Source organism: Acidocella sp., from assembly GCF_052326845.1.
Classification (GTDB): Bacteria; Pseudomonadota; Alphaproteobacteria; order Acetobacterales; family Acetobacteraceae; genus Acidocella.
The window spans coordinates 1-15845 of sequence record NZ_JBKQJR010000193.1; the positions used below are offsets into that span (position 1 = coordinate 1).

The following is a 15845-nucleotide window of genomic DNA, read 5'->3' on the forward strand; positions in this document are numbered from 1 at the left end:
CTGCGCAAGGGCGAAAAGTTGCTCGATAAAATCGAAGCGCAGCTCGCCGAGATTCGCGCGGCACCAGACCTCATCCGCTCATTCTTCAGAGCCCCAAGTGTCGACTATATTGCCAACTGGTGAGTAACTACATTGGACCTGGATTACCGTTCGGGGGCTTGCCAGACAAGGTGATCCCGCCAGAGGCGAGCCAGCGCTTGTTCGGGCTGATCCAGCACGCCGAGCTGCATGTGTTTGGCCGTTGCGGGCATTGGACGCAGATCGAGCATACCGAGCGCTTCAACAGCCTCGTCAGCGACTTCCTGCTGCGGGACACGTACACGGATCTGGGCGCTGAAGGGCGCTCAGATCCCCCTGCTCCACCGGAAAATTGAGAAGGCGAATCCGCTGACCCGTCCTCGCACGGCGGCCGGCACCCAGCCCACCACCGACGACGCCATCAGCACCATTAATACCCCGCCCGTCAGCCCCGGAACCAACCGCCAAAACCCGTTCATGTTTAAGGGGCGCTTTGACAGAACTATTCTAGCTAGCTCTGTTACTTGCTTACGTGTAGCCGGACAGGAAGGGTACAGGTCATCATGCTTTCTCCGTGGCCGATCGTGCGGCGATGATAGCATGGATCTGGGCGACCACCGCGGCGCCTTCGCCGACGGCCGCCGCGACCCGCTTGGTCGATCCGGCGCGCACGTCGCCGATCGCAAATACGCCGGGCTCGCTGGTTTCCAGCGGCAGCGCGCCCTTACCGGTTACAACAAATCCCTTATCATCGGTCTCAACACAACCCGCCAGCCACTCCGTGTTGGGGTCGGCGCCGATGAACAGGAAGAGGTGCCGCAGCCCGAGGCGATACAGCGTTCCATCGGCCCGATTGCGGAAGGTGACGCCGCTCAGCCCGGTCTCCCGGTCGCCCTCCAGGGATGCGATCTCCGTACCGCCATGAACCTCAACATTGGGCAACGCGGCGATCCGGTCGATGAGATAGCGTGACATCGTTTCCGCAAGCGGCCGGCGAACGATCAAGTGCAAACGCCTGACCTGCGGTGCGAGGAACACGATTGCCTGGCCCGCCGAGTTGCCGCCGCCAACCAGCGCCACGTCTTCGCCGGCGCACAGCCGCGCTTCTATGGGGGACGCCCAATAAGATACTCCGGCACCTTCAAATATCTCCAGATCGGGGACGTCGGGCCGGCGGTAGCGCGCGCCAGAGGCGATGACAATCGCCCGCGTCCGAACGCGAAGATCGCCGGAGAGATTGAGCGCGAGGTGGTCTCCCGCGCAGTCGAGCCGCTCCACCTTGAGCGGGACCACGATCTCCGCCCCGAACTTCAGTGCCTGGGTGAAGGCGCGGGCGACCAGCGCCTGTCCCGAGATACCGATCGGGAAACCGAGATAGTTCTCGATCCGGGCCGATGCCCCAGCCTGGCCGCCTATGGCGTGTTCGTCGAGGACGATGACCGACAACCCCTCGGACGCCGCGTACACCGCCGCCGCCAGTCCCGCCGGGCCGGCGCCAACAATCGCCACGTCATAGAGCTTGTCGGGATTCAGTTCGGGGGTGATGCCAAGGAACCGCGCCAAATCTGCGTCGGTTGGTTTTTTCAGCAGTGCGCCGCTGGGGCACACGACCAGCGGCAGCTCATTGGCGTGCACCCCGAGCCGCTCGACCATCGCCTGCCCGCCGGTGTCGGTCACCGCATTGAGCACGAGATTGGGATAGCCGCTGCGGGTCAAAAACCCCTGGAGTCGCACGATGTCCGGGCTGCCCGGGGTACCAATCAGGATGGTTCCCGCCCCACTTGCCTCGATTAGACCAACGCGGCGCAGGATCAGAGCGCGCATCACGATCTCGCCCAGCTCGGCCGATCCGACCATTAGGGCGCGCAGGTGCGCCGCGTCAAAAGGCAACGCGCAGCATCCCTGAGAGCCGGCACGGCCCGTGGCCATCGAGGGGCGTCCGGCAAGCTGACTGATCTCACCGGTGAACTGCCCGGCACTATGCGTGGTGATCGGCACCTCGTCACTTAGTCCGTCGCGGCGGATGACCTCGATCGTCCCCTCCAGCACCAGCCAGGCCTGAGTGCCCTGCTCACCGATTGCATAAACGGTCTCTCCGGCCGCGAAATGGCGGGCGGGGCCACTGGCGAAGCGCTTGGCAGTCTCGATCTGTGCGGCGTTGAACACCGGAAACGCCTGATGCTCGCGCGTACCCAGGATGCTCATGATGAGGTCCGCTCCATTGAATTAACCCATGATATTGGTGGGGCAAGCGGGAAAAGAAAGGTAATGCGCGCTCCGCGCCGTGCGGCGGCAAAGATGTCTCCGCCAAGCGACGTCCGATGATCGGCAAGATACGCTGCTGGCGCCGAAAGTCCCCGAGGAACGAACCCGGTTGAAGTAAGCCGCTATGCCCGCCGTTTGGCGGCAGCAGACTAACTAAGGCATGGCGGTCAGCCCGAAAATCAAGGGCTGTCGCTTTGTCATCTTGCCAGCATTAGTGTGGTGGACAGATCGGGCGGCGGTGAGTCGGCAAACAATAATTTGCGCAATCCGGACAATTCCATCAGAGGCGCCACATCTGAGGCCGTCGCCAACATCGCCCTGTCGATCGCATCACGGATCGCTATCGGAAAGGGGAACCGGGGATTGTCGCGGTAATGCGTCGCTATGCCCGAGAGGATTTCGGCCACGGCAGTCTGCGCTACTGCCGGTAACCGGGCCCGAAACCGCTGCACCCCGATCACGTTCAAGCCCACGCGCAAGTCCCTCATCAACTGAGTCGCGGGAAGATCACCCCCCGCCGAGACTGTCGCCAGACGTGGCATCATCAACCCCAGCCGGTCTGTCATCCGTCCTGTCAGGGTAGCACGATCCTGCGGGCCGGCCGCTTCTGCGGCCGCCGCAATATCATTCCAGCCAGCTCGCAACAGGCGCTGAACACTCCACTCCACGCCCACCGAGCGGATCAACCGAGTAACAACCAATGCTGCAGCAAGGCCAAACAGCAAGGCGATTGAGCTATTGAGGTAGACTGCGAATTGCCCCGTATAGCCATTGTTCAGCGCAAGCTGGGTCGAGCCATTAGCCCCTATGACCATGCCTGCACCGAAGGTTGCGGGCCGAGACACCAGCACGCCAACGAGCAGACCGGCCGGCAGCAGGGCCAGCATCAACTCCGTGAATGTTTCGACCCGAGGCAAAACAAAAAAGGCATAAAACGCAACGCCCGCACATGCGATCCCCGAGTTAATCAGCATCTGGCGGATGGCGGGAGCCGGATCGTCCTGGACCGCGAAAAATGAGCAAGCGACCGCGACCATGATCGCAGCCCCAGCTCCGGCAGGCCAAGCGGTAAAAATCCAGACGCCACTGACCAGCAATACGGCGATGCCGGCCGCAAGCCCGGAGAGCATCGCCATTCCATGGTCATTTAGCTGCGTGGCGGCGGCAACGAATTCCGCGTTAGCCAAGGCGCGGCTAGGAGCGGCGTCGCCGTTGAAAACATGGCGGCGGATGACGCGCGCTTGGCGCATGATACTGACCAACTCGGCTAGTCGCACCGCCAAGCTGGCGCGCAGCAACCCGGCCCAGGAGGGCTCGGCTTCCTCCAGCGCGATGATTTGCGCGTACAGCTCATCGGCATACTCCGGCCCACCTGCCTGCACCCATCCGCAGGTTGCATTGAGAACATCTTGCAGCCGAGGGGTGATGCCGTTCAGATCCCGCAGTTGGCTTACCCGGTCATTGATCGAGCTGAGTACGGGCATCAGGCTGAGCACGTAAATTCGCAACCGTGTAACGTACTGTACCGCTGTCTGTAGGTTTGAGGTATCGTAGGCTAGGTGAGAAATCATCATGGCGACATCGTGCGCCTCGATCGCCAGTTTGCGCCGGGCGGCGGAGATTTCGGCGGTGTCTTCCTGTCCGATCAGAGCCGCGCTCGCCCAGTCGATGCCCGGGCGGACCCAGCCCGCAATCCGTCGTTCCAGTACCGGGCCGATTGCGCGTGGGAATATCAAAGTACCGATCGTGGTCGTACAGGTAATACCGATGAGGATTTCCTCAACCCTGGTCACCGCAGTTTGGAAGACCATTCCCGGAGCCGTGACGCTGGGAAAGCCGATGATCCCCGCCGTGTAACCCGCCAGCATGAAGGCGTAGGCCCGGGGAGAGCGGTCCAGCAGAGAGATATAGAGACATAACCCAATCCAGCAGGCCAGCCCAAAGCTTAGCAGCAGTGGCGCATTCACTAGATTTGGCACCAGGATTACCGCCATCGTGCCGCCGACTAGCGTACCCATGCAACGGTATACGGCTTTCGAGCGCATTGCGCCGGTGAGCGGGTGGGCCACGATGAAGGCGGTCGCCATCGCCCAATATGGGTTGTCCAGCCCCAGCCAGAATGCCAAATAGAGAGCCGCCATCGCCCCAGCGAAGGTTTTTAGCCCGAACAACAATTCGTCGATTTTAGGCATTACGACATCCAAACAAGACAGTAGGGGTATTATGCCACCGTCCTCAGGCAATCCTCCGCACGCCAGCCATAGAGCCATTGCATCGCATCGTAGAATTGTTCGCGGGTGCGCCCCACCCATAGCGAATTACGCACAAGACGCTCTACGCCCTTGGCGTGGTAGATGCGGCCCATCTCACGCGCCGAATACACCACACGCGCGGCCCGAGCGATACGCACTTGTTCGTAAAGCTTGAAAGCTTCAACAAAATCGCCGCCGGTGGCGCGAATGGCCTCGCCGAGAACGACGGCATCCTCCAGCGCCTGGCACGCCCCTTGCGCCAGATATTGGGTCATCGGGTGTGCAGCGTCGCCAAGAACTGTGGCGCGGCCAAAGCTCCACCGTTCCACTGGTTCACGGTCCGCGGTAGCCCAGCGGCGCCAGGAGCTCGGGCGCTCAAGCATCTGATGCGGCAGAGGATGAATATTCTCGAAATATGATAGCACCTCCTCCTTGCTGCCTTCAGTAACGCCCCATTCTTCCTTCTGCCGGCTGTGGAAGGTCACAACCAGGTTATACTGTTTGCCGCCGCGCAGCGGGTAATGCACCAGATGGCAATGAGGCCCGGCCCACACCACCGGCGCGTTGATCTGCAGATCCTTGGGCATGTTCTCGACATCGACCACAGCACGGTACACCACATGGCCAGTGACTCTGGCTTCATCCCCTATCAATGCGGCACGAACAACGGATTTCACGCCGTCGGCGCCGATCAGCGCATCGGCGGTGTAGCGCTCGCCGCGCTGGTCGATCACCGTAACACTGTTCGCGTCCTGCTCGATCCGCTGCACATGGGTGCTGGTGCGGAACTTAATCAGGGGATTGCACTGCACCGCTTCGAGGATGGACAGATGAATATCGGCGCGATGGATCACTCCATAAGGATTTCCGAAGCGCTTCGTATAAGCTTCCCCCGTTTCGACACGCGCGATCTCCTTCGCGTCAACTGCATCCATCAACGTGAGCGAATCGGTGAACACCGCTCGGCTGCGCGCCCGTTCGCCCACGCCAAGCCAGTCCAGCGCATTGAAGGCGTTCGCACCTAACTGAATGCCAGCGCCGATCTCGCCGATCTGGTCGGCTTGCTCAAGCAGCAGGACTTCAAGATTCTGCCGTGCAACTGCCAATGCGGCCGCAAGACCGCCAATCCCCCCGCCGACGACAATCACGCGGCGCGTCAGTTCGTTATTGCTCATGCTTTGATATTGTCCTTGCTTGGGGAAGACGCCGGAGCGGCGGCGTGAGGTGGAGGAATATAATCGGGCTGGTTTTTCGCCTCCGATTTCACGAACGCCGGATGGACTGCGGCGTGGTCGAACACAGCGCGCGCCCGCCTGTACGGCGCCATGTCACAGCCCATGCGCTGCGCGTTACCAAATTGCGGAATCAAGCAGCAATCAGCCAGAGTCGGCTGCGCGCCAAAGCACCAGGGGCCACTATAGATTTCATTAGCCCGGGCAAGCAACCGTTCCACTGCCGCCATACCTTCGGCGAGCCAGTGTGCATACCACTCATCCTTCTGCTGCGGGGAAACCTTCAAAACATCCTGCAGATATTTCAGAATGCGTAAATTATTGACCGGATGTATGTCACAGGCCACCAAGTAGCTGAACTCCAGCACCCGCGCGCGCAGCACCGGCTCAGCGGGAATCAGGCGCGGCTCCGGATATTTCCCATCCAACCAGTCGATGATCGCCAGCGACTGGCCTAGGTTGAAACCATTATCCACAATCGCCGGCACCGTGGCCGAGGGGTTAATCTTGTGCACATAGTCGGCATCGTGGTGCATGCCGGCACGGATATTCACACCGTGAAAATCCGGCTCAAGCCCTTTCAACGCGAGGGCAATACGTACCCGCCACGAGGTGGAGCTGTTAAAGAAGCTGTAGAATTTCACTTGTTGTTTCCTCGACAGCAGCACGTTCACACGATATTGACGTGCAATTCTCCAAGCCGTTCCACACCCACGGTCATCAAATCTCCCCGCTTGACCGCCCCCACGCCTTCCGGCGTGCCGGTGAAGATCACGTCGCCCGGCTCCAGGCGGAAGAAGCGCGACAGGTAGGAGACGGTTTCCGCCACCGACCAGATCAAATGGGTGATGTCGCTTTTCTGCTTGGTCTCGCCATTGACGGTCAGCCAGATGTCGCCCCGCTCGAAATGGCCCACCGCGCTCGCCGGATGGATCGGCCCGGTCGGTGCGGAGTGGTCGAACGCTTTGCCGATCTCCCACGGACGACCCATTTCACGCATCTTCATCTGCAGGTCGCGGCGGGTCATATCCAACCCCACGGCATAGCCCCACACATGGTCGAGCGCCTGCTCCAAGGGAATGTTCGAACCACTCTTGCCGATCACCGCAACCAGCTCGGCCTCGTAATGGTAGTTGCTGGTCTCGGCGGGGTATTCAAGCTCAAGTATCGTGCCATAGGCGACCGGCACGACGGCATTATCGGGTTTGCAAAAGAAGAAGGGGGACTCACGGTCCGGATCGAAGCCCATCTCGCGTGCATGCGCGGCATAGTTGCGGCCCACGCAATATACACGGCGTACCGGATAAAGGCTGTCTAAGCCCACGACGGGAATAACGATCGGCGCCTCGGGCGGAAAAACGAAAGTCATGGAATTGAAGTCCTCATATTCTATGTTGAAAAGGAGCCGCGGTCCGCCGTCAGAGACGTTCCTCGCGCAATAGGTCCAGCGCGGCCAGAACCGGGCGGTTGGAATAGCTGAACAGTACAGCGTCGACGTCCGTTTCAAACCGCGCGGTCTGCCACGCCGGTACGACGAATATGTCACGCGGCTCGAAAACGAACATCTGTTCGCCAATGTGTGCGATGCCACTGCCTTCGACCACGCTGAAGACGGTGGCATCGGTGGTGCGGTACGCGCGACCTCGGAAACCTTTTGGCAGAAGCTGCATGAAGGTCGCCATCGTCGGCATCGGATAGCCGCCATTGGCTGGATTCACGTAGCGCAGCTTCACACCATCCCAGGCATCCAGTTCGGCGGTGCGTGACAAAATATCTAGCACCTCACGGCTGCGTGCGTAGGGGTAGTTAAAGATCGGCGAATTACCGTTCTTTGGCTCATAGCGTACGGGCAACATGTTGTAGCCGTAACGTGCATAGCTGTCGCCCTCGGCGCGAGTGATCGGCTGCGTCTCTTCGGCATAGGTTTCCGCAAAGCCTGCATCCAGTTGCTGCAACAGCGGAATATCCAGCCCATCGAGCCACACCACTGGCTCGCCGCCATCTTCGGCTGCCGGATTGCCATGGTCATGCCAAGTCCATGAAGGGGTTATGATGAAATCCCCCGGGTGCATGGTCGTGCGCTCGCCGTCAACCGCCGTCCATGCACCTTTGCCTTCGATGATGAAGCGCAGCGCCGACTGCGTATGCCTATGGCTGGGAGCGATCTCGCCGGGCAAGATCAACTGCAGACCAGCATACAGGTTGGAGGTGATGCTCGACTTGCCGGGCAGGCCGGGGTTTTCCAGCACCAGCACACGGCGGATGGCTTCGGCGGCGCTGATCACGCGGCCCGATTCCATGATCAAGTCACGCAACTCGGCATATTTCCAGATCGCGGCCACCGCCTGCGGGCGCGGCGCATTCGGCACCAGCGCGTGCAGCGATTCCCAGAGCGGCGACAAATTGCGCCGGGCGATTTCGCCGTAATAAGCCTCCCGAGCAGCCGTCTGTGCAGTGGTCATTAGCAACGTCTCCTGGTTTCCGTCGGCTCGTTGCGCGACGGGACATTATCTGTAGGGCCGTGCTTTAGCGCTCGACAGCATACCGGTAAAATCGTAAATTCGTCTTATATATATGGTTTTTGGTATATCTTAGAGGGTGCACCCATGGACTGGACCCTCCGCTTGAGGCTGCGGCACCTTCAGATGCTGTTGTCGATCGCCGAAACAGGCAATTTAAGCCAGTCGGCCGCAGCGCTGAACACTACCCAGCCGGCCCTGTCGAAATGGTTGAAGGATCTGGAGGACGACCTCCAACTCCAGCTATTCGAGCGCCATGCGCGCGGCTTGAGGCCCACACCTTACGGCGAGGCGCTGATCAAGCACGCTTTTCGCATCATCGGACACTTAGATTCCGCACGCGATGACATGCTGGCGCTACATAATGGCGGTAGCGGCATGGTCGTAATCGGCACCTCCGGCGTGTCGGCATCTGACCTTGTGCCGCTTGCAATTGCGAAGCTGTTGGAGAAAATGCCGCGTGCTCAGGTGCGCGTGCATGAGGATACGATGAACCGACTTGTACCCCAACTACAGCACGGGGAAGTGGATATTATCGTCGGGCGCGCCGTCATTTCTCCAATCGCGGAGGATTTCCAGGTCGAGACGCTATACCGCGACCCCGTAGACTTTGTTGCCGGGCACGCCCACCCGCTGGCCGGGCGCGACTCACTCGACTGGGAGGACGTGCTGGCCTATCCGTGGATTGTCTGGCCCGAGGGCACCCCCACGCGTAGCGCCCTGAACGGCGCGCTAGCCGCAGCCAAGCTCAGCATCCCGCGCTATTGCGTTGAATCCAATTCGTCGATCCTCAACATAACATTGCTCCAGAATTCGGAGTTGCTCGGCACGGCGTCGCATCGGGTGGCCACGCGCTTCCAGCGGATGAACCTGCTGCGTATATTGCCCATGCCGCTCGGTGGCGACGGCGTAGTCTCGATGTATTGGCGTGCCAACAACGAAAACCGCAGGGCTGTGGCACTTGCGCTCGATTGCCTGAGAGCAAGTGCCCTAATGAGCGCTGAAGCCCCCCATTGAGGTGGCTGGCTTTGTCTGAACACCGTTTCGCTTAATAAATGTGGGAGCTCTACCAGGTTGGTTTGTCGTGTGCCGGTGTCTGGGCTTCGCTCCAGTCTGGCGTTGCCCTCCATTCCTCATATGCCGGAGGGTTTGGGGGGAATCGGTCGCCTGTCTACCCATGAAGCCGCAAAAGAACTTACCAAAAAAGACCCGGCTGCATTGCTCCAGCCAGGTCCTGGTCGGCGGCCGCGGAGGCTCCGGCGAAAGGCGCTTCCTCTACTTCAGTCGCCCGCGTTTGCCTGCGAGTTCGATGCTAATTTCAACTCAAGGTCTTCGTAACGGTTGAGTTTGTAGACGGCAATTGACGCCAGCCAACTGAAGAGGAAGATGCCGATGATGGTATAACCCATATAACCGAAATTGTTGTTAAGTACGTTGATGGCGTTCCAGAACCACCCGCCGGAAATGTTGAATTCCTGGGCGAACAGTCCCAGCCCCTCGATGCCGCCGATAACCAGGGCAACAACAACGGAAACCGAGGTAATCGTCAGATTGTAGAAAAGCTTGCGAACAGGCTTCACGAATGCCCAGCCATAGGCGCCCAGCATCGCGATGCCATCGGTCGTATCGATCAGCGACATACCGGCGGTGAAGAGCAGGGGAAACACCATGATGGACCACAGCGGCATCCCTTTCGTCGCCTCCGTGGCAGCAATGGCGAGTAGGGTGACTTCCGTAACCGTATCGAACCCAAGACCGAACAAGAACCCAATCGGGAACATGTGCCAGCCTTTCTTCACCAGATCGAACAACGGCCTAAAAATTCGCGCCAAAAAACCACGATTGTTGAGCAGCATGTCGAAATCCTCCTCGACATATTCGCCGCCTTTGGTGACGCTCCGGAAGGTTCGATAGACAGAGAGCGCGATCAGCAAATTCATAATGCCGATCATAAACAGAAATGCCGTCGAAACGGCCGTGCCGACGATCCCGCTCTCATTGTTGAAATTATTAAAGCTGTCACCATCCACATTTGATTTCACATAATAAATCGCCGCCACACCGATGACGAGGACCAGTGAGTGGCCCAGGGAGAAAAAGAAGCCAACGGTGACCGGGCGCTTGTTTTGCTGCATCAACTTGCGTGTGACATTGTCGATAGCGGCGATATGATCTGCATCAACCGCATGGCGCAGGCCGTAACCCCACGCGAGAAGCGCAGTCCCCAGAAATACCGGGCTGTTATGAAACGCAATGAACGCATAGATCCAGCCGCCGATATTGGCGGCAAACAGGAAGGCGTACATGCCGATGATCTTGCTCTTAACGAGCAACGAGCTATCGTCGAAAATGCTTTTAAATACAGCTAGAATGCTTAACAAAGCAGCCTCCTTACGGCGTTTGTCTCCGCACACAAGCTCAGCCCGGCAAAAGGCTAAACCAACCGAGACACCCCGCCCGATTCGTATGCATCGACGCCAGTTTGATGGCAGGTCTCCTGGCTCGCGTGTCGTAACGAAATGCCGCCTTCCCGGTTGCCCAGTGGCATGTGGCATTCTGCTCTCCGCTTACAGTTGCGGGGGCAGCCGCAGCTTCGGCATGGCCTTACTGCGTTCCCTTTTCATCCCCTGGGGGAACCATCGCCGTAACCGTACCCGGTGCGCGAACCGTAATCAACCGCAATTAACCGCGCCGGCGCAGCATGTAGATGTCCATGATCCAGCCTTGGGCGGCCCGCGCCGCGGCACGCAGGGTGATGATCTCCGGCCCCGCTTCCGCCAGCGCACCCGCGCGGATGATCTGCTCAGGCATGCCGAGATAAGCGCCCCACCAGATCTCCACCCCCTCCGGCGCCAGGGTCTGGAAGGCGCAGCCGCCATCAAGCATCACCACCAGCGTGTCCACCCCCTCCGGCCAGCCTTGCTCGCGCAGGCGCCGCCCGGTGGTGACCATGAAGGGCGCGCCGATCTCATTCAGCACCGCGCCATGCGCGGCGGTGAGGGCCTGGATGGCGGTAATGCCCGGCACCACCCGCGTGGCCAGCCCCAGCCGGGCGGCGATGCGCAGCGTGCTGTCATACAGTGATGGGTCACCCCACACGAGCAGCGCCACCTCGCCCCCGCCGGGCAATTCGCACGCAATGAGCTCCGCCCAGAGCACGGCGATGGCCGCATGCCAGTCCTCCACCCCGGCGCGGTAATCCGGGTTGGCGGCATCGCGCACGGGCAGGTCGAATTCCACGACGCGCGTGGCTTGGCTGGTTATCACCTCGGAGCAGATGGCGCGGCGCAGCGCCGCGAGGTCGGATTTATCCGGCCCCTTACGCGGGATGAGGATCAACGCCGCCGCGTTGATGGCGCGGATGGCCTGGAGTGTCAGATGCTCGGGGTTGCCAGTGCCAATCCCGATCAGGCTCAGCCGCGTAGTGCTGCCGTTCATGCGTCCGCCGTAATCAGATGAAAGAAGCTGCCGCTGACTAGCCCCCGGCGGGAGCCGGTCTCGGGCATTACCGCGCCCGTGGCATCGGTAACGGCGGCCAGCGGCGCATCCGGCTGCGCCAGAATGCTGGCGTAGTGGAACTCATGCCCGGCCAGCACCGCCCCCGCCACATGGCCCGGCATGGGCGCGGCCAGCACGGCGCGGCGGTAACCCAGATGCATGCGCCGTTGCGCGAAGGAGGTGACCAGCCCAAGCAGCCCGGCCATGGCATGGCGCGCGCCGGAGGCATCCACCAGCGCCGCGCCCAGCACCATGTAGCCGCCGCATTCGCCATGTACCGCGCGGGTGGCGGCAAAGCGCCGCAAACCCTCCAGAAAATGCCCGGCTCCTGCCACCACGCCTGCATGCAGTTCCGGGTAACCACCTGGCAACCAGCACACATCCGCCGCCTCCGGCGGGGGCTCATCAGCCAAAGGCGAGAAGGGTAAAATCTCCGCCCCCGCCGCGCGCCAGCCCGCCAGCATATGTGGATAGAGGAAGGAGAACGCCTCATCCCGCGCGAGGGCAATGCGCCGTCCCGGCGGTGAGACCGACATGGCGGCGACTGCGGGAGCAGGCCCTGCACTGGCGGCAGCCACCAGGGCGTCCAGGTCGCAATGCTGGCCGATCAGCCGCGCCACGTCATCCAGCAGCGCCTCCAGCCGGGGCAGTTCGGCGGCTTGCACCAAGCCAAGATGCCGCTCCGGCACCGCCACCGCCGTGTTGCGCGGCAGCGCCCCGAACACGGCCAGCCCGGCCTCCGCCATGCCCGCGCGCAGCAGCGCCTCGTGCCTGGGGCTTGCCACGCGGTTCAGCACCACGCCCGCCACCCGCACGGCAGGGCGGAACCGGGCCAGCCCCTGCGCCACGGCGGCGGCGGTCTGCGCCTGACCGCTGACATCCAGCACCAACACCACCGGCCAACCCAGTAGCGCCGCGATATCCGCCGTGGCCCCCGTGCCGGTGGCGCCGGATAATGCCACGCCGTCGAACAGCCCCATCGAGCCTTCGGCCAGCGCCAGATCCGCCCCCGCCGCCGCCCCGGCCAATGCCGCGATCTGCCCCGGCTTCATCGCCCAGCTATCGAGGTTGAAGCAGTCCCGCCCGGCGGCGGCGGTTAGGAAGGTGGGGTCGATATAATCCGGCCCGGATTTGAACGGCTGCACCGTCAGCCCGCGTTGGCGCAGGGCGCGGGCCAGCCCCAGGGCGACCGTGGTCTTGCCGGAGCCCGAGGCCGGGGCAGCGATGATGAGCCCCCTGGTGCTCACTTTGTCTCCGGAAAACGCGGCTGCGTGCCCAACGGGCGGTAGCGGCGGTCATAATCCGGGGCGTAGAGGCGGCTCTGGGCAAAATCCTCCGCCCCCAGCACCCGGCCCACAAGGATGAGCGCCGTGCGCTCGATTTGCCCGTCCATCATCCCCTCGATGCTGGCGAGCGTGCCGCGCAGAATGCGCTCATCCGGCCAGGAGGCGCGCCACACCACCGCCACCGGGCAATCCGCCCCGTAATGCGGCAGCAGCGCCGCCACCACCTCGCCCAGCACATGGATGGAGAGATGAACCGCCAGCGTCGCCCCCGTGGCGGCAAAGGCGGCGAGGCTCTCGCCATCCGGCATGGGCGAGGCGCGGCCAGAGCTGCGTGTCAGCACCACCGATTGCGCGAGCCCAGGCAAGGTGAGTTCCGCCCCCAGGCTGGCGGCAGCGGCGGCAAAAGCGGGTACGCCGGGGGTCACGTCATAGGCGATGCCAAGCTCCCGCAGCCGCCGTAGTTGCTCGCCCATGGCCGACCAGATGGAGAGATCGCCCGAATGCAGCCGGGCCACATCCAGCCCATGCGCATCCGCCGCCTGAATCTCGGCGATAATCTCTTCCAGCGAAAGTGGCGCGGTATTGACGATCCTCGCCCCCGGCGGGCAATGCGCCAGCACCTCCTCGGGCACCAGGGACCCGGCATAAAGGCAGACCGGCGCGGCGGCGATGAGGTCGCGCCCGCGCAAGGTGAGCAGGTCCGCGGCCCCCGGCCCGGCCCCGATAAAATGCACCGTCATGATGAAATCCTTTCAGCGATCGCGGCCGTGGCCATGCCGTCTGGCGCGGTGGCGCGCGGCCCCAGCAGCCGCGCTCCCTGCCCGGCCGCACACAGGGCCGCCGCCTCGGCCAAGCTGCCTGTGCCCAGGCGCACGTGCAGACGTGGCGATTGGGTGAGCGTCTCCACCCCCGCCAGCGCGGCGGCGGTAACGGGAATGACCGGCACGCCGAGTTCCTCAGCCAGAGTAAGAAGCGCCGGAGCAGAAATCTTCTCCGCCAGCGTGGCCAAGGCGCCAACACCCTCGCCCCCCGCGGCACGCAGGGCGGCGCGCAGCGACTCCGCCGTGGCCGCCGCACGGAAGCCGAACCCCGCCACCATCACAGCACGACGCTCCATTGCACGATGGGCCGCGCCGGCTCCCACCCGCGCAGCCGCCCCAGAGGCTTGGCCTCGGCCAGTTCCAGCCGCAGCAGGCTGCCGCCTTTCTCCGCCGCCCATTGGGTTAACAGCGCCTCGGTTTCCAACGTCACCGCATTGGCCACGAGCCGCGCGCCCGAGGGCGCCAACGCCCAGAGCCGTTCCAGCAGCGCCGCGCTGGCACCGCCGCCAATGAACACCGCCTCTGGCCGGGGCAGCGCTTCCAGCCCTTCCGGCGCGCGGGCCTCGGTGATGCTGAAGCGGTGCTCCACCCCGAAGTTTTCTGCATTGCGCCGGGCGCGGGCAGCGCGGGCGGCATCGGCTTCCACCCCGCAGGCGCGGGTGGCGGGCGCGGCGAGCAGCCATTCCACCGCAACGGAGCCGGAACCGGTGCCGATATCCCACAAACATTCGCCCGCGCGCGGGGCCAGGGCCGAGAGGGTGAGCGCCCGTATGGCGCGCTTGGTGATCTGCCCGTCATGCTCGAACAACTCGTCCGGCAGGCCGGGCGTGCGCGGCAGGCCGGGCGCGCCCGCCGCCTCTATGGCCAGCGCCACCGGGGTGATGCCCGCTTCCGCGCACCATGCAGCCGCGTTGCCTGTGGTGATGCGCTCGCGTTTCCCGCCCAGCGCCTCCAGCCGCCACAGGCGCGAGGCGCCGAAACCCTGTGCCACCAGCCAGGCGGCGAGTCCGGCCACGTCCTCCGGCCCGCGCAGCAGGCAGATCTGCCGGGAGCCCGGCGCCAGATGCGGGCGCAGCCGCGCGAAGGGCGCGGCATGCAGGCCGAGGCAGATCGTCTCCTCCAGCCGCCAGCCGAGCTTTGCTGCTGCCAGGGCAAAGCTCGAGGGGGCGGGAAAGGCGCGCCATTCCGCCGGCGCCAGATGCGCCGCCAGGCTGCCGCCGGCGCCGAACCAGAACGGATCGCCCGAGGCCAACACCACGATGGGCCGGGGGCGGCAGGCCAGCACCGGCGCCACCGAGAAGGGAACCGGCCAGGGCCGCCCGCGCTCCCCCGCCGCCGCCAGGACCAGATGACGCGGCCCGCCGAATATGACCGCCGCTTCCGCCAGCACTGCGCGGGACTGGGGGGCAAGTCCCTCCAGCCCGTCCTCGCCAATACCGATGATGGAGAGCCAGGGTTCAGCCATACGCCCCTCGCCTTGCCTGCACCCCGGCACAAGCCGCATGCTGGTGCGCATGAATGAGCGAGACACCAAGCCCCGCGTGCTGCTGCTGGGCGGCACCACCGAGGCCAGCCGCATGGCCCGCGCCCTGGCCGGAGCGGAGGTGGCGGGCGTGTTCTCCTATGCCGGGCGCACGGATTCCCCCTTGCCCCAGCCACTGCCCACGCGCATTGGCGGCTTTGGCGGGGTGGAAGGGCTGGTGGATTATCTGCTTGCCGAAGCCATCACCCATGTCATCGACGCCACGCATCCCTTTGCCGTGCAGATGAGTCGCAACGCCGTGGCCGCCTGCACCCAAATCGGCGTGTCCCTGCTGGCGCTGGAGCGCCCGGCCTGGGTGCCCGGCCCCGGCGATGACTGGGTCAGCCTGCCGGACCGCGATGCGGTGCTGGACGCGCTGCCCGCTCGGCCCGCGCGCATCTTTCTTGCCATCGGCAAGCAGGGCGTGGGGGG

Annotated in this window: 15 protein-coding genes and 1 riboswitch; of the genes, 3 read left to right on the forward strand and 12 right to left on the reverse strand. The window is 63.3% G+C overall.

The annotated features are described in order from the left end of the window. The first annotated feature begins 158 nt into the window (after positions 1-158). Complete coding sequence (locus tag ACLPJJ_RS12855) at positions 159-374, forward strand: alpha/beta fold hydrolase (RefSeq protein ID WP_443591377.1); 216 nt, start codon at positions 159-161, stop codon at positions 372-374. 205 nt (positions 375-579) lie between these two features. On the opposite strand, the gene ACLPJJ_RS12860 is transcribed toward ACLPJJ_RS12855, so the two are convergent. The 6 genes from ACLPJJ_RS12860 to gtdA form a co-directional block, all read right to left on the reverse strand. After that, positions 580-2223 (reverse strand): FAD-dependent oxidoreductase, encoded by a 1644-nt coding sequence (locus tag ACLPJJ_RS12860; RefSeq protein WP_443591379.1) that lies wholly within the window; start codon positions 2221-2223, stop codon positions 580-582. A 257-nt stretch (positions 2224-2480) separates the two neighbouring features. Then, complete coding sequence (locus tag ACLPJJ_RS12865; protein WP_443591380.1) at positions 2481-4475, reverse strand: FUSC family protein; 1995 nt, start codon at positions 4473-4475, stop codon at positions 2481-2483. Positions 4476-4504: 29 nt separating this feature from the next. After that, positions 4505-5710, reverse strand: coding sequence for a 3-hydroxybenzoate 6-monooxygenase (locus ACLPJJ_RS12870; protein ID WP_443591381.1), 1206 nt, complete (start codon positions 5708-5710; stop codon positions 4505-4507). Continuing rightward, positions 5707-6411 (reverse strand): maleylacetoacetate isomerase, encoded by a 705-nt coding sequence (gene maiA / locus ACLPJJ_RS12875; protein WP_443591382.1) that lies wholly within the window; start codon positions 6409-6411, stop codon positions 5707-5709. Before maiA ends, ACLPJJ_RS12870 begins: the two co-directional genes overlap by 4 nt. 26 nt (positions 6412-6437) lie before the next feature. Then, positions 6438-7136 carry a fumarylacetoacetate hydrolase family protein gene (locus ACLPJJ_RS12880; protein WP_443591383.1) on the reverse strand — a complete coding sequence of 233 codons (699 nt, stop codon included), beginning with the start codon at positions 7134-7136 and terminating at the stop codon, positions 6438-6440. A 49-nt stretch (positions 7137-7185) separates the two neighbouring features. Beyond that, the gene (gtdA, locus tag ACLPJJ_RS12885; protein WP_443591384.1) at positions 7186-8229 is read right to left on the reverse strand and encodes a gentisate 1,2-dioxygenase; all 1044 of its coding nucleotides are present in this window, start codon (positions 8227-8229) and stop codon (positions 7186-7188) included. A gap of 144 nt (positions 8230-8373) precedes the next feature. Here gtdA and ACLPJJ_RS12890 point away from each other — a divergent pair, with 144 nt between their 5' ends. After that, positions 8374-9303 (forward strand): LysR substrate-binding domain-containing protein, encoded by a 930-nt coding sequence (locus ACLPJJ_RS12890; RefSeq protein WP_443591385.1) that lies wholly within the window; start codon positions 8374-8376, stop codon positions 9301-9303. Positions 9304-9566: 263 nt separating this feature from the next. Here the strand turns inward: ACLPJJ_RS12890 and ACLPJJ_RS12895 are convergent, their stop codons facing one another. From ACLPJJ_RS12895 to cbiE, 6 genes are all read right to left on the reverse strand, one after another. Next, positions 9567-10667 carry a HoxN/HupN/NixA family nickel/cobalt transporter gene (locus ACLPJJ_RS12895; protein WP_443591387.1) on the reverse strand — a complete coding sequence of 367 codons (1101 nt, stop codon included), beginning with the start codon at positions 10665-10667 and terminating at the stop codon, positions 9567-9569. A gap of 89 nt (positions 10668-10756) precedes the next feature. After that, positions 10757-10942, reverse strand: a riboswitch (cobalamin riboswitch). A 26-nt stretch (positions 10943-10968) separates the two neighbouring features. Further along, a complete protein-coding gene (gene cobF, locus ACLPJJ_RS12900) occupies positions 10969-11724 on the reverse strand; it encodes a precorrin-6A synthase (deacetylating) (protein ID WP_443591389.1) in 756 nt (251 codons plus the stop codon). Next, the gene (locus ACLPJJ_RS12905; RefSeq protein ID WP_443591390.1) at positions 11721-13031 is read right to left on the reverse strand and encodes a cobyrinate a,c-diamide synthase; all 1311 of its coding nucleotides are present in this window, start codon (positions 13029-13031) and stop codon (positions 11721-11723) included. Before ACLPJJ_RS12905 ends, cobF begins: the two co-directional genes overlap by 4 nt. Continuing rightward, positions 13028-13810 (reverse strand): precorrin-4 C(11)-methyltransferase, encoded by a 783-nt coding sequence (gene cobM, locus ACLPJJ_RS12910; protein WP_443591391.1) that lies wholly within the window; start codon positions 13808-13810, stop codon positions 13028-13030. Before cobM ends, ACLPJJ_RS12905 begins: the two co-directional genes overlap by 4 nt. Further along, complete coding sequence (locus tag ACLPJJ_RS12915; RefSeq protein WP_443591393.1) at positions 13807-14187, reverse strand: cobalamin biosynthesis protein; 381 nt, start codon at positions 14185-14187, stop codon at positions 13807-13809. Before ACLPJJ_RS12915 ends, cobM begins: the two co-directional genes overlap by 4 nt. Beyond that, a complete protein-coding gene (gene cbiE / locus ACLPJJ_RS12920) occupies positions 14169-15356 on the reverse strand; it encodes a precorrin-6y C5,15-methyltransferase (decarboxylating) subunit CbiE (RefSeq protein WP_443591394.1) in 1188 nt (395 codons plus the stop codon). The genes ACLPJJ_RS12915 and cbiE overlap by 19 nt, the downstream gene beginning before the upstream one ends. Positions 15357-15405: 49 nt before the next feature. Here cbiE and ACLPJJ_RS12925 point away from each other — a divergent pair. Further along, positions 15406-15845: precorrin-6A/cobalt-precorrin-6A reductase (locus tag ACLPJJ_RS12925; RefSeq protein WP_443591396.1), on the forward strand; the 440-nt coding region annotated here is incomplete at its 3' end.